At 68.2% G+C, this 13059-nt stretch carries 11 protein-coding genes; 9 read left to right on the top strand and 2 right to left on the bottom strand.

The genetic code is table 11. The annotated features are described in order from the left end of the window. Positions 1–94: 94 nt before the first annotated feature. From NDI56_RS11985 to NDI56_RS11975, 3 genes are all read left to right on the top strand, one after another. A complete protein-coding gene (locus NDI56_RS11985; protein ID WP_310919768.1) occupies positions 95–385 on the top strand; it encodes a hypothetical protein in 291 nt (96 codons plus the stop codon). A gap of 9 nt (positions 386–394) precedes the next feature. Further along, positions 395–835 carry a GIY-YIG nuclease family protein gene (locus NDI56_RS11980; RefSeq protein WP_310919767.1) on the top strand — a complete coding sequence of 147 codons (441 nt, stop codon included), beginning with the start codon at positions 395–397 and terminating at the stop codon, positions 833–835. A 175-nt stretch (positions 836–1010) separates the two neighbouring features. Further along, positions 1011–1229 carry a hypothetical protein gene (locus NDI56_RS11975; RefSeq protein WP_310919766.1) on the top strand — a complete coding sequence of 73 codons (219 nt, stop codon included), beginning with the start codon at positions 1011–1013 and terminating at the stop codon, positions 1227–1229. 762 nt (positions 1230–1991) lie between these two features. On the opposite strand, the gene NDI56_RS11970 is transcribed toward NDI56_RS11975, so the two are convergent. Further along, complete coding sequence (locus NDI56_RS11970) at positions 1992–3200, bottom strand: MFS transporter (RefSeq protein WP_310919765.1); 1209 nt, start codon at positions 3198–3200, stop codon at positions 1992–1994. Between the two features lie 60 nt (positions 3201–3260). Between NDI56_RS11970 and NDI56_RS11965 the strand changes: the two genes are divergently transcribed. Together NDI56_RS11965 and NDI56_RS11960 are read left to right on the top strand one after the other, a co-directional pair. Next, a complete protein-coding gene (locus NDI56_RS11965) occupies positions 3261–4322 on the top strand; it encodes a TrmB family transcriptional regulator (protein ID WP_310919764.1) in 1062 nt (353 codons plus the stop codon). 210 nt (positions 4323–4532) lie between these two features. Further along, positions 4533–8378 (top strand): glycoside hydrolase family 97 N-terminal domain-containing protein, encoded by a 3846-nt coding sequence (locus NDI56_RS11960; protein ID WP_310919763.1) that lies wholly within the window; start codon positions 4533–4535, stop codon positions 8376–8378. Position 8379: 1 nt separating this feature from the next. On the opposite strand, the gene hisA is transcribed toward NDI56_RS11960, so the two are convergent. Then, a complete protein-coding gene (gene hisA, locus NDI56_RS11955; protein ID WP_310919762.1) occupies positions 8380–9114 on the bottom strand; it encodes a 1-(5-phosphoribosyl)-5-[(5-phosphoribosylamino)methylideneamino]imidazole-4-carboxamide isomerase in 735 nt (244 codons plus the stop codon). A 110-nt stretch (positions 9115–9224) separates the two neighbouring features. On the opposite strand from hisA, the gene NDI56_RS11950 reads away from it, so the two are divergent. The 4 genes from NDI56_RS11950 to fer all read left to right on the top strand — a co-directional run bounded on the left by NDI56_RS11950 (position 9225) and on the right by fer (position 13015). Further along, positions 9225–10058, top strand: a complete 834-nt coding sequence (locus NDI56_RS11950; protein ID WP_310919761.1) for a hypothetical protein — start codon at positions 9225–9227, stop codon at positions 10056–10058. A 66-nt stretch (positions 10059–10124) separates the two neighbouring features. Then, a complete protein-coding gene (locus tag NDI56_RS11945; protein WP_310919760.1) occupies positions 10125–11285 on the top strand; it encodes an inorganic phosphate transporter in 1161 nt (386 codons plus the stop codon). Between the two features lie 53 nt (positions 11286–11338). Further along, positions 11339–12544 (top strand): inorganic phosphate transporter, encoded by a 1206-nt coding sequence (locus tag NDI56_RS11940; RefSeq protein WP_310919759.1) that lies wholly within the window; start codon positions 11339–11341, stop codon positions 12542–12544. 81 nt (positions 12545–12625) lie between these two features. Further along, entirely contained in the window at positions 12626–13015 is a 390-nt protein-coding gene (gene fer / locus NDI56_RS11935; protein ID WP_310919758.1) for a ferredoxin Fer, read from the top strand. Positions 13016–13059: the final 44 nt, after the last annotated feature.

Below are 13059 nucleotides of genomic sequence, written 5' to 3'. Positions count from 1 at the left end.
CTTCGAGGCGTGGCTGGGGCTCGCTGACTCGGGCGGGGGACCCCGCTTTCCCGGTTCCAGAACGCATACGTGGCTTCGGCGCGTGCTCTCGCGTATGTCCGACCTCACCGACGAACTCGCCGAGGCCTTCGGCGAGGAGACCGACGCCGCCCTCGCACAGACCGCCGCGGAGAACGTCCAGGCCTTCGCCGAACAGTACGACGAGGACCTCACCGCGGCGGCCGTCCTCGATCGGTTCGAGGACGCCCCCTACGCCGACTTCCGCCGCGCGTTCGACTGGCTCGTGGGCGATCTGGCGGCCGGCAACGAGGACTGCACGGACTCCCGGGAGTTCCGCATCGAGGGCTTCGGACCGTTCGGCGCCGACCCCACTATCACTGGCTGAGGCTGTCGCATGGACGGCGGGACGTACACGCTCGTCATCGAACGCGAAAGCGACGGCCACATCCAGGTCGGCGCGCTGGGCGAAATCGGCTTCCCCGCGGGCTGGTACGCCTACACCGGGAGCGCACTCGGCACCGGCGGCTTTTCGCGCGTCGAGCGCCACCGCGCCGTCGCGAGCGGCGAGAACGACGCCCGCCACTGGCATATCGACTACCTCTTGGGCGACGACGCGACCAGCGTCGACAGCGTCGTGACGACCACCGCCGACATCGAGTGTGCCGTCGCCCGGCGGCTGGCCGACGCTGTGGGCGGTGCCGTTTCTGACTTTGGCTGTTCCGACTGCAGCTGTCGGTCGCATCTCGTCGGCTGTGACGACCGCGCGGAACTGCTGGCGGCCGTCGAGCGGGCACACGATGTGGGTACCAGTGGGAGCGGCTATACTACCAGTTGAAACGAGTTACACACCGACCGCACGACGACAGTGCGGTCGGGTGTGCGCCGGTTTTTAATGGCTACTATGGTTCGAGCAACGGCTCGTTCCTCCTCTGAGCCGCTCGTGGACGGTGACCACGAGCGACGGCGCGGTCGACGCCAACCTTTTGCCCTGTCCATCCGTCTCTGGGCACATGAGCGACGAACTCCCGGCGGAACTCCACCCGGAGGACCTACCCGACGACCCGGACGTACTGAAGCGACTGGTCTGTGACCTCTACACGACGGCGATGGCATCGGACGAACTCATCACGGCTATCGAGGGCGGCCCCGCGACAGACGGCGCGGACCTCGGGTGGCTCACCGAACATCTCGAACCCGACAGCCCGACCGGACACGAACCCCGGGAGTGACTCGCTGGGGCCACGGGCCTCCCTCTCGACGGCCGTGCTCGACCGAGCTATCGAGCGACCTATCCGGCGTGCGAGCTTCCGGAGGTCTCGGCTCGAACGGTTGCCAACGCTGGCGTGACGTACACGCCCCTGTTTGCTGCAGTTCCCACACCAACTACTCGACCGCCGTCAGTACCGGCGTTACCGATACAGAGAGTGTAGTCAGCGTAGTGATTTCGTTTGCTCCAGACGTGTTTCGCTGTATCAGCTGCTCAGCGTGGGGCGAGTTTGAGCTACCCACGGCTAAAGCCGTGGGTTTTCGCCTCGCACTTTCTATAAATGGTATACCATAGCGTGTCCGGTGTCTCAATGGAAATATTATTTCGTACCGACACGATAATCTGCGTAGTATGAGCAAAAGTCCGGCGGCAGGGCAGGGATGGTGGTCATGGCAGTGGTCGGCAACGTTCGCCGTGATGCTCGGGTATTTGGTCGGTGCAATGCTCTGGATTGACGGACTCCAAATTCCTGCTGCACTGGTGGGAATCTCCGCTACACTTCTCGGGATGTACGTCGTCTCATCTGGCTAACCGTAACCACGTGTAACAGAGGAACTCAGACGCAGATTCTCCGGTGTTTCACTCCACGATAGACTCAAGCTCTGTACTGACCGGCTTGAGCTAAGGATAGTACCTTGCGAGAAATGCGCACTGTGTACAGCACACCGGCCCGAGTAGCGACTACATCTGACAGCCTGAGCAGTGCACAGTCCGCAGCAGTCACTCACCGCACCCGTCGGTACAGCGCGAACGAGAGCACGAGTGCGAGCATGGCGAGCGGGAGCGCGAGCAGCCGCATCGCCCCGGCGACGCCGGTGTCGCTGATGACGAATCCCATCATCGCGGGGACGACGGCGATACCGGCGGCGCTCGTGACGGCGGCGGTCGCGTTGACCGGCGCGCTGTGTTCGGGCACCGCCTCCGTCGCGTACGCCAGCAGCGTCGGGTACATCCCCGAGAGCGCCAGCCCGATGGCGAAGAGGCCGACGAGCAGGCCGTACCCCTCCGCGAGGAAGAAGGTGTAGACGAAGGCGGGGACGGTCAGCCCGACCAGCCCGACGGCCAGACGGACGTAGCCCAGGCGTTCGGAGAGCCAGCCCGAGGCGAACCGTCCCGGGATGTAGGCCGCCAGCATCACCGACAGCGACGCCGTCGCGAGCGAGCCGGGCAGGCGCCCCTGCGCGTAGGTGGTCACCCAGGTGAACAGCCCGCCCTCGAACCCCGTCGAGAGGAAGAGCGCGACCGCCATCGTCAGCACCGCCGGCTGGCGCGTGATGCGGCGCAGTTCGGCCCAGTCCAGCGGGTCGTCGCCGCTCTCGATCTCCGGCGTCGGCAGCCAGAGGGCGAGCGCGACGACCGGGACGAAGGCGAGCCCGAGTGCGTAGTAGGCCAGCCGCCAGTTCCCCGCGGCGACCGCGGCGGCCACGAGCAGCGGCCCGGCCGTCGCACCGACCGCCCACATCATGTCGTAGAAGCCGAAGATCCGGCCGCGCTGGGTGGGGTAGAGGTGGGAGAGCAGCGGCCGGTCGGTCCCCCGGCCGACGCCGGTAAACAGGCCCCGGCCCAGCAGCGCCGCGAGGAAGAGGGCGAAGGAGGGGGCGACGCCCATCACCAGAATGCCCGCGCCGGTGCCGACGATGCCGACCAGCAGGAGCCGTCTCGTGTCGAGCCGGCCCGCGACGGCCCCGACGACCACCACGGCGAGCACGTAGCCGACGGTCCCGGCGGGCGCGACCAGCCCCAGCTGCCACTCGGGCACCTCGAAGCTCCGCCGCAGCGCCGGGATGACCGCGCCACGCATCTGCAGGCCGGCACCCTCCAGCGTGATGTAGGCGAAGATGGCCACCGTCCACCACCGCCGACCGGACCGGTCAGTCGTTGTCTCCTCGCTGACCTGCCGTTCCGGCGGGCGCGTGGCGGAGGACTCGCTCATACGTGGGCATCTGCGCGCTAGTGGAAAAATATTTTGTATGTAGTCACACAATATTCGACCATGTCTGCGGACACCGTACGTGACCATCTGGGGGCCTTCGGACTCTCCGGGAAAGAGATAGACGCGTATCTGGCTGTCCTCCGGGCCGGCGCGGCGACGACCGGCGAGGTCTCGCGGGCGGCCGACGTCTCACAGGGGTACGTCTACGAGCTCGCCGAGGAGCTCAGGGAGCGGGGGCTGGTGACGATAGACGAGACGGCCAGTCCGACTGTCATCCGAGCGCGCCCGCCCGGGGAGGCGCTGGGCTCGTTCACCACGCGGCTAGACGAGCTACGGGACAGCGTCGAGCGTCTCTACACGACGCCCGACGACGACGGCCCGGCGGTCGAGGTCGTCCACTCCCGGGCGACGGTCCGCAAGCGCACCGAGCGGTATCTCGCCGACGCCCGACGGGAGGCGCTGCTCGTGCTGCCCGAACCTGAGCTGGCCCGCCTCGAAGGCGCGCTCGCGGCGGCCAGAGAGCGGGGCGTGTTCGTCTATCTCCTGGCCGTCTCGCCGCTCTCGGCGGACGCCGTCGACTGGAGCGGGTGTGCCGACGTGGTCCGGACGTGGGACGCCGCCCCGCCGGTGCACGTCCTCGTCGACGAGCGTACCGGACTGCTGGGCGCCCACGACATCCTCGCCGGCCGCCACGGGCGCGAGTACGCGCTCTCGTTCTCCCAGCGCGAGGTGGCAAGCGGCTTTTTCGGCAACGCCGTCGCCAACTTCTGGCCGATGGGCGAGGTGTGTCACGTCACCGAGCCCGACGGGCTCCCGGCGACGTACGACCACCTGCGGACCGCCGCCACCAACGCCGCGCTCCACCGGGACGCGGGCCGGGACCTGCTCGCCGACGTGACGCTCGAAGACCTCGATGCCGACACCGAGCGCCGCTACGAACGGGTCCCCGTGGTCGAGGTCCGCCAGAACCTCGTCGGCGACCCCACGAACGACTTCCCGATGGAGAACAGCCTCGTCTTCGAGACGCCGGAGGGCCGACTCGCCGCGGGCAACGCCGGCGGCGGTATCGGGCCGTTCTACGAGGGGTACGGGGCGCGGTCGGTCACGCTGTACGAGGGGTAGCGAGGCGAAACGAGGGAACGCGGTGAGCCGTGGAACAGTCGCACCGCGAGCGGAGCCACCCTGAAACGGGACCACCTGGTCTCCGGGACGGTCACCGTCCCTGAAATGTCAGGCAAACTTTATTTTTGCACGTAACTGGCGTTAACTTTTGAGCGTGTCGCATCAAATATATGCCAATTAATAAGTAACGTTCACGCGTCGTGACGGTCGATGTCCGACGAGAAACTTTCCCCCAGTTCAGAGTACAAACGTCGCTCGTTCCTCGGCGGCGTCAGCTCCCTGCTCGCTGCCGCGGCGTTCTCCCGGGCGGTCGAGCCGGCGACGGCGGCCCAGGTCGACTCGGGCGACGACTCCGACACACAGACCGTCACGTCGCCGGACGGTCACATTGCGGTCACCGTCGACGTGAGCGACGGCGCCCCGACGTACAGCGTCGCCGTCGACGACACGACTTACCTCGATTCTTCCGCGCTCGGTTTCGACTTCCAGAAACAGCAGCCCTTCGGGGCCGGCAGCGACGGCGACGGCGCCCCCCTCAGTGTCACCGGCACCGAGCGCGAGACGGCGACCGAAGCGTGGGACCCGCTCTGGGGCCAGTACGACAGCGTCCGTGCCGACTACCGTTCGCTCCGCGTCGGCCTCGCCGAGGACGCCGAACCGGGGCGGGCGGCGACCCTCGAACTCCGCGTGTTCGACGACGGGCTGGGCTTTCGCTTCGTCTTCTCCGAGGACTTCGGCGACGGCGACGACCGGTTCGTCGTCGCCTCGGAGAACACCGCCTTCGACTTCGCCGAGGACTACACCTGCTGGTGGATCGAGAACCGCTTCGCCCAGCCCGAGAACGAGCCCGGCCGCTTCGAGGCCGAGTACAGCGAGACCGCCCTGAGCGAGGTCCCCTCGGGCACCGAGTCCCAGACCCCGGGCGGCGCGTCGACCCGCGAGGGCGTCCACACGCCGTTTACCGTCGACGCCGACGACGTGTATCTGAGCGTCCACGAGGCGGCCCTGACCGATTACGCGACGCTCTCGCTGTCCCCCGACAGCGACGGCGGCACCGACTTCTCGGCCGAACTGGCGCCGCTCCCCGACGGGACGAAGGTGTCGGCACAGGTCCCCCACGTCACGCCGTGGCGGACGGTACAGGTCGGGGACTCCCCGGGGGAGCTGCTGGAGTCGTCGCTCATCCCGCTGCTCAACGACGAGGTCGACGAGTCGGTCCTCCCGACGGTCGACGGGGAGCCGGACACGGAGTGGATAACGCCCAAGAAGTACGTCGGCATCTGGTGGACGATGATAGCCGGCAGCGCCAACTGGGAGTACAAGAGCGACAGCGCGGTCGCGGCCAGCGGCGACAACCCCGCGACGTACATCCACGGCGCGCGCACCGAACGGATGAAACGCTACCTCCGGTTCGCCAGCGACAACGCCGTCGACAGCGTCCTCGTCGAGGGGTGGGACGAGGGCTGGGACACGTTCCCCGGGCCGGGCGGTGCCGCCTTCGAGTTCGGGGTCGACGGCTCGACGCCCGACTTCGACGTCTCGGAGGTGACCGACTTCGGGCAGTCGCTCTCCCCCGCCGCCGAGATGACGATGCACAACGAGACGGCCGGCAACATCGTCAACTACGAGTCACAGATATCGGCGGGCATCTTCGCCGGCTACGAGGCCGAGGACATTCGCTCTATCAAGACGGGCTACGTCTCCAACCCCGGCCTCGGCTTCGAGGGCGACGGCACCACCGCGTCGCACAACCACCACAGCCAGCTGGCGGTCAACCACCACGAGCTGGTCGCCAAAGAGGGCGCTGCCAACCGCCAGTTGCTGGAGCGCCACGAGTCGGACAAACCGACCGGCAAACGGCGCACCTACCCCAATCTGGCCGCGACTGAAGTGGTCAAGGCCCAGGAGTACGACGGGTTCGGCGCGCTGGGCTCCGACGTCGGGGAGGGTCACCACGTCACCCTGCCCTTTACCCGTATGCTGGCGGGGCCGACGAGCTATCAGCCCGGCATCTTCGATATCACGTTCAACGACTCGACGGGCGGGCGCATCCGGACGACCCGGGCCAAGCAACTGGCGATGTACCCGACCTACCACGCCGGGCTCCAGATGCTCGCCGACCGCATCGAGGCCTACGTCAGCCCCGAGTTCGAGGTCGGCCAGTGCCTGCAGGCCCAGTCGGGCGAGCTGGACGGGATGATTACGGCCGACGACTGGCGCAACGCCTTCGGCGCCCACTACGTCCCCGTCGACCCGAACCGCGAGGCGTCGGGCGCCTCGGTCTCGTTCACCGTGACCGACGTGCCGGCGACGGGCGAGTACGACCTCCACCTGCGCTACGGCAGCGCGCCCGGGGAGAACGCCCAGCGAGTCATCGACAACGGCGGCCCGCAGGCGACGCTCCGGGTGAACGGGGAAGCGACGACCATCGAGCCCGGCTTCACCGACTACTGGGACCAGTGGGACGTGTTCACGACGACGGTGTCGCTGTCGGCCGGCGACAACACCGTCGCCGTCGAACTGCAGTACGACGACTCGGGGGCGGGCTTCGAGGGCGACGTGGGCGGGTTCAACCTCAACACCGTCGCCGTCACCGAGACCGGCGAGCCCTCGCCCGTCCCGGCCGACTACGAGGGGTACACGCCCGCGAACGAGAACTTCGACCCGGTGTCCGAGTTCGCCTTCCTCGAAGCGGTGCCCGCCGGCGGGTGGGACGACACCACCGTCGTCGACGCCGAAATCGGCGACTACACCGTCACGGCCCGACGGTCCGGCGAGGAGTGGTTCCTCGGCGCGATGACCGACGAAGCGGGCCGCGCTATCGACGTGTCGCTCGACTTTCTCAGCCCGGGGAACGGCCGTGGCAACGGCAACGGTCGCGGCCCGCAGGGACCGAAGTACGTCGCCGAAATCTACACCGACGGCGTCGACGCGGGCACCGACCCGACCGCGGTCCGCGTCACGGAGGCCGTCGTCGACCCGAGCACGACGCTGCTCGCGTCGATGGTCGGCAGCGGCGGGACGGCCGTGCGGTTCCGTCGCGCTCGCGGCGGCGAAATCAACGACCTCCCCGAGTACGAGCGCCCGACCCAGTCGTTCGACGTGTCCGTCGACGCGGAGCCGTTCGTTCAGGAGCCGTTCGTCACCGCCACGGGCGACAACGACAGCGCCTTCGTCGGCGGGACGCCGGTCGAACTGCTCGTCGACGACGAGGTGGTGACGCGGACGAACGTCCGGCTCCCGCCGAACGCGACGGACGTGACCGTCCCCTTCGAGTACACCCTCGACTCGCCCGGCGAGTACGACGTGACCGTCCGCCGCGGCGACGGGACGGTGCTGTCGAGCGAGACGGTGGCGGTCCAGCCCCCGGCGACCGTCGCGACCATCGACGACCCCGCCGGCGACGACGACGGCCCCGGTGCCTACACCTACCCGACGGCCGACGACTTCGAGGCGGGGGCGTTCGACCTGCGCTCGGTCACCGTCAGCCAGACGCCGACCCTCCAGCGGTACAGCTTCGAGGTGGCGAACCTCACGGAGTCCTTCGGCGGCCGGTTCTCGCCGCAAATGTTCGTCTGCTGGCTCCGGGACCCCGAGAACTCCGGCGGGTCGACCGCCAGCCTCGACGACCTCGGCGCGAACGTCACCTTCGAGGACGAGTGGCACTACCGCCTCCGGGTCGACGGGTTCAACGTCGGTCTGGTCGACGCCAGCGGCGGCCCGGTGCTCGACGACGACGGGAACGCCGTCGTCCCGCACGTCTCGACCGACCGGGACGCCGGCACGGTGACGCTCGGGGTCGACCGCGAGGCCTTCGACGGGCGGGACGCCGCCGAGTTCGAGCTCGTCGGGATGGTCCAGTCGGAGGACTTCGGCTCGCTCCGGTCGGTCGAGGAGACCGCCGGCGGCTACACCTTCGGCGGGGCGAAAGCCGGCGCGGTCGACAACGCGCCGCTGGTGATGGACCTCGTCACGCCCGACGGCGCGAGCCAGCGCGACGCGCTGGCGTACTCCGATTCGGAGAAAGCGACGCTGCCGTTCGTCTCGCTGGCGTAGGTCAGGACTCCTCGACGGCGGCCATCGCCGATTCGAGCGTGAACTCGCCCTCGTACAGCGCGCTGCCGACGACGACGGCCGCCGCGCCCGCGGCTTCGAGTGCCACCACGTCCTCGACGGTCGCGACGCCGCCGCTGGCGATAACGGGGATGTCGACGGCCTCGACGAGCCGCTCGACGGGGTCGGTCCGGACCCCCTCTAGCTGGCCCTCCACGTCCACATCGGTAAAGAGGATGCCCGCCGCACCGAGCTCCTCGTAGCGGCCGGCGGCTTCGGCGGGGTCCAGCCCCGTCCCCTCGGTCCACCCCGAGACGACGACCTCGCCACCTTTCGCGTCGAGGCTGACGAGGACGCCGTCGGGGTGTTCGTCGGCTATCTCGGCGACGATATCGGGGTTCTCGACGGCGGCCGTCCCCAGAATCACGCGGTCGACGCCGCGGTCGAGCAGCGCGACGGCGTCGTCGGCGGTCCGGATGCCCCCGCCCAGCTGGACGCCCACGTCGTCGTCGACGGCGGACAGCACCGCGTCGATGGCGTCTGCGTTGGCCCGCTCGCCTTCGAAAGCGCCGTCGAGGTCGACCAAGTGAAGCGTCCGGGCCCCGGCGTCGACCCACCGCTCCGCCGCCGCGACCGGGTCGCCGTAGGTCTTCTCGGTGCCGCGCTCGCCACCGACCAGCTGGACCACCTGTCCGTCCTGCATATCGACCGCCGGAACGACCTCGAACGCCTGAAACATGGCTGTGGGTCGGACGGCGCCGGTCGAAAGCGTGTCGGTCCCCGGCAGCTCGGGCCGGTCGCCCGGCCCACAGCCCACATCCTTATCCGGCCCGACAAGAATCCCCTACCATGTCCGCAGGAATCCTGTTTCTCACACCGCTCGCTCGACGGCTCGAGTCCGCGATGTTCGGTCGCTACGAGCGCCAGTACAGACTGTTCGCACAGGCGATTACCGCCGCCGCTATCGCCCTCACGTTGCTGTGGGGTGCCGTCGCCGTCGGCGTCATATCGGTCGGGGGCGCCACCGCGTCGCTGGTCGCGACCGCTGCGAGCGTCGCCGTCTCGGCGTTCATCGTCGTCGGCATTCTCCAGTTCCTGGTGCTCGCCAACGTCCTCGAACGGACGAATCAAGACGTCGCGACCAAGGCCGCCGAACTCGAAGAGGCCGCAGAGCAGCTCGAACAGACCGCAGAGGAGATCGAAACGACCGCGACCGAGGTCGAGACCGCGGCCGAAGTCGTCGACGAGGCCGCCGAGGACGTCGAGCAGACCGCCGACGAAGTCGAACAGTCCGTCGACGAGGTCGAACAGACCGCCGACGAAGTCGAACAGACCGCCGACGAGGTCGAACAGACCGCCGACGAGGTCGAACAGACCGCCGCACAGACCGGCGACGACGACGCCGTCGAGACGGTGACCGAGGCCAAGGACCGGACGACCGAGGTCAAGGACAAGACGACCGAGGTCAAGGACACGGCCACCGAACTGAAAGACAAGACCACGGCGGCCAAGGACAAGACGACCGAAGTGAAAGACAAGACCAGCGACGCCAAACAGACGGCCGAGTCCGTCACCGAGGAGGTCGAAGCGGCCAAGGAGACCGCGAGCGAGGTCGAAGAGACCGCGGCCGAGAAGCGCCAGCGGCTGGCCGACGCCGAGGACAGCGAAGACCCTGAGAAGTAACCGTTCGCCGCCGCCCCCGAGCCCGGTGTCGGAACCCTTTACCGACTCGTCGAACTTGACGATTCTATGGTAGAACTGCTCTTAGTCTTTGGCCTCCTCGTGGCCGTCTTCGTCGGTTTCAACATCGGCGGTTCTTCGACGGGGGTCGCCTTCGGTCCGGCCGTCGGGAGCAACACCATCTCGAAGGTCTCGGCAGCAGCCCTGATGACCGGCTTCGCGCTGCTGGGCGGGGCGACCGTCGGCACCCGCGTCATCGAGACGATGGGTGGACAGATCGTCCCCAGCAGCCAGTTCACGCTGCTCGCCAGCGTGACGGTCCTGTTTTTCGTCGGCGTCGCCCTGCTGGTCTCGAACCTCTTCGGGGTGCCCGCGTCCACGTCGATGACCGCCGTCGGCGCCATCGCCGGCCTGGGCGTCGCCAGCGGGACCCTCGACTGGGCCGTCATGGGCGAAATCGTCTCCTGGTGGCTGGTCGCGCCCATCGTCGCCTTCTGGTTCTCGGCCGTCGTCGGCCGCTACCTCTACCCGCACCTTGCGGCCCGCATCGTCTTCGAGACCGAGGGGCCGGGGACGACCCGGCGCGAGCGGGTCGGGCAGTTCCTCGTGGTCGCCATCGGCTGTTACATGGCGTTCTCGGCGGGGGCGTCGAACGTCGCCAACGCCGTCGCCCCGCTGGTGGGCAACGGCGCTATCGAGCTGTATCCGGCCGTCCTGCTGGCCGGTGCGGCCATCGGAGTCGGCGCCTTCACGATCGCCCGGCGAACGCTCGATACGGTGGGCAACGACCTCACCGAGCTCCCCATCCTCGCCGCGCTCATCGTCGAGACGGTGAGCGCGACTATCATCAGCCTGCTCTCCTATGCCGGCATTCCGGCGAGTCTGGCCGTCTCGGCGACCATGTGTGTCGTCGGTCTCGGGTGGGGCCGGGCCACGCGGACGACGACGCTGGCCGACGCCGCCGGGGCGGCCGTCAAGGGCTCCGCCGCCAGGAGCGGTGACGGCGGCGGCGTCTCCGTCAACGCACTCGCGGCCGACCACGAGCCCGCCGACCCCGACGGCGGCCAGCCCGGCGAGGTCCCGGGCATCGGTGAGGAGGACCCCGAGTCGACGACCACCGCCGGCGACCTGTTCAACCCCTCGGCGACGGGCCGGGTCGTGATGCTGTGGATACTGACTCCCTCTATCTCGGCCGTGGCGTCCTACCTCGTCTTCCAGTACGCGCTGTAGCACGCCTCGCCACCAGACAGTAGCCTTTACTCCCCACCCCGTCTGCTTCCCGTATGGTCGAGGTTCTCTTCGCACTCGGGGTTCTCGTCGCTATCTTCGTCGGCTTCAACATCGGGGGTTCGTCGACGGGGGTCGCCTTCGGCCCGGCCGTCGGGAGCAACACGCTCTCGAAGCTCTCGGCCGCGGCGCTGATGACCGTCTTCGCGATGGCCGGCGGGCTCATCGTCGGCCCCGCCGTCGTCCAGAGCCTCGGGAGCGACCTCGTCGCGACGCAGTTCTCGCCGCTCATCAGCATCGTCGTCCTCTTTTTCATCGGCATCGCGCTGTTCCTCTCGAACGTCGTCGGCGTGCCGGCCTCCACCTCGATGACGGCCGTCGGCGCCATCGCGGGACTCGGACTCGCCCGGGGGACGCTCAACGCGGGACTGATGCTCGAAATCGTCATCTGGTGGCTCGTCTCCCCCATCCTCGCCTTCTGGGTCAGCGGCGTCATCGGACGATATTTCTACCCGAAACTGGTCGCGTGGTTCGCCGTCTCACAGAGCGAGGGGGCGCTGCTCGATTTCGACCGCTCGGGGGCGATTCCGCGCCCCTCGCTCGGCGAGAACACGACACGGCGGGAGTTCGTCGGCACCGTCGTCGTCATCGGAATCGGCTGTTACATGGGCTTTTCCGCCGGCGCGTCGAACGTCGCCAACGCCGTCGCCCCGCTGGTGGGCAACGGCTCGCTCGACCTCTACCCGGCCATCCTGCTGGGCGGGGCCGCCATCGGTCTCGGCGCGTTTACCATCGCCCGGCGGACGATGGACACCGTCGGTAACGACCTCACCGACCTGCCGCTCGTGGCCGCCATCGTCGTCGCGACGGTCGCCTCGACCATCGTCACCTTCCTCTCGGCGCTCGGGATTCCCGCCAGTTTCGTCATCATCGCCACGATGAGCATCGTCGGCCTCGGGTGGGGCCGCGCGACGCGGATGACCCGGCTCTCGGACACGGTGACCGGGCAGGAGGCCCCTGACGTTTCAGTGGGTGCCCTGACCGCCGACGCCGACGACGCCCCCACCGTCGGCGGGACGAAGGGGACTCCCGAGCCCAACGAACCCGAGCCAATCGGCGCCGAGTCCCGCGAGGACATCCCGCGCGCCTCGGACCTGTTCGAACCGGCGACGACCGCTCGCGTCATCTTCCTCCAGAACGTCGTCCCCTCCGTCGCGACGGTCGCCGCTTACCTCGTCTTTCGCTTTCTTCCAGTGTTTTGAGCCCGCTCCGTCTGTCACAATTGTACATCTGGTCTGTGCGAAGGGCAAAGTCTAACAAGACGGGGTCCGAACCCGGCAGTGATGCCCACGGTAGAGTACCTAAACTACGAAGTAGTGGACGACAACGGCTGGGACATGTACGACGACGACGTCTTCGCGGAAGCCGCGGACCAGGACCTCGACGACGAGGACCACGGCTCGCTGGACGTCAACGAGGGCGAGTACATCCTCGAGGCGGCGGAGGCACAGGGCTACGACTGGCCCTTCTCGTGTCGCGCCGGCGCCTGTGCGAACTGTGCTGCCATCGTCCTCGAAGGCGAAATCGACATGGACATGCAGCAGATTCTCAGCGACGAGGAAGTCGACGAGAAGAACGTCCGACTGACCTGTATCGGCAGTCCCGACGCCGACGAGGTCAAGATCGTCTACAACGCCAAGCACCTCGACTACCTGCAGAACCGCGTCATATAAGCAACGGCTCTGCGTTCACCGAACGCACAGTTTCTCGGGGATGA

Origin of the sequence: Halomicroarcula saliterrae (assembly GCF_031624395.1) — an archaeon.
Taxonomy (GTDB): domain Archaea; phylum Halobacteriota; class Halobacteria; order Halobacteriales; family Haloarculaceae; genus Haloarcula; species Haloarcula saliterrae.
The sequence above is the reverse complement of the archived record's forward strand: the minus strand, read 5'-3'. Positions and strand labels throughout refer to the sequence as shown.

Bases quoted from the DNA above. Each gene is read 5' to 3' on its own strand.
- NDI56_RS11985 (WP_310919768.1), top strand. From the start codon at position 95: ATGTCCGACCTCACCGACGAACTCGCCGAGGCCTTCGGCGAGGAGACC.
- NDI56_RS11980 (WP_310919767.1), top strand. From the start codon at position 395: ATGGACGGCGGGACGTACACGCTCGTCATCGAACGCGAAAGCGACGGC.
- NDI56_RS11975 (WP_310919766.1), top strand. From the start codon at position 1,011: ATGAGCGACGAACTCCCGGCGGAACTCCACCCGGAGGACCTACCCGAC.
- NDI56_RS11970 (WP_310919765.1), bottom strand. From the start codon at position 3,200: ATGAGCGAGTCCTCCGCCACGCGCCCGCCGGAACGGCAGGTCAGCGAG.
- NDI56_RS11965 (WP_310919764.1), top strand. From the start codon at position 3,261: ATGTCTGCGGACACCGTACGTGACCATCTGGGGGCCTTCGGACTCTCC.
- NDI56_RS11960 (WP_310919763.1), top strand. From the start codon at position 4,533: ATGTCCGACGAGAAACTTTCCCCCAGTTCAGAGTACAAACGTCGCTCG.
- hisA (WP_310919762.1), bottom strand. From the start codon at position 9,114: ATGTTTCAGGCGTTCGAGGTCGTTCCGGCGGTCGATATGCAGGACGGA.
- NDI56_RS11950 (WP_310919761.1), top strand. From the start codon at position 9,225: ATGTCCGCAGGAATCCTGTTTCTCACACCGCTCGCTCGACGGCTCGAG.
- NDI56_RS11945 (WP_310919760.1), top strand. From the start codon at position 10,125: ATGGTAGAACTGCTCTTAGTCTTTGGCCTCCTCGTGGCCGTCTTCGTC.
- NDI56_RS11940 (WP_310919759.1), top strand. From the start codon at position 11,339: ATGGTCGAGGTTCTCTTCGCACTCGGGGTTCTCGTCGCTATCTTCGTC.
- fer (WP_310919758.1), top strand. From the start codon at position 12,626: ATGCCCACGGTAGAGTACCTAAACTACGAAGTAGTGGACGACAACGGC.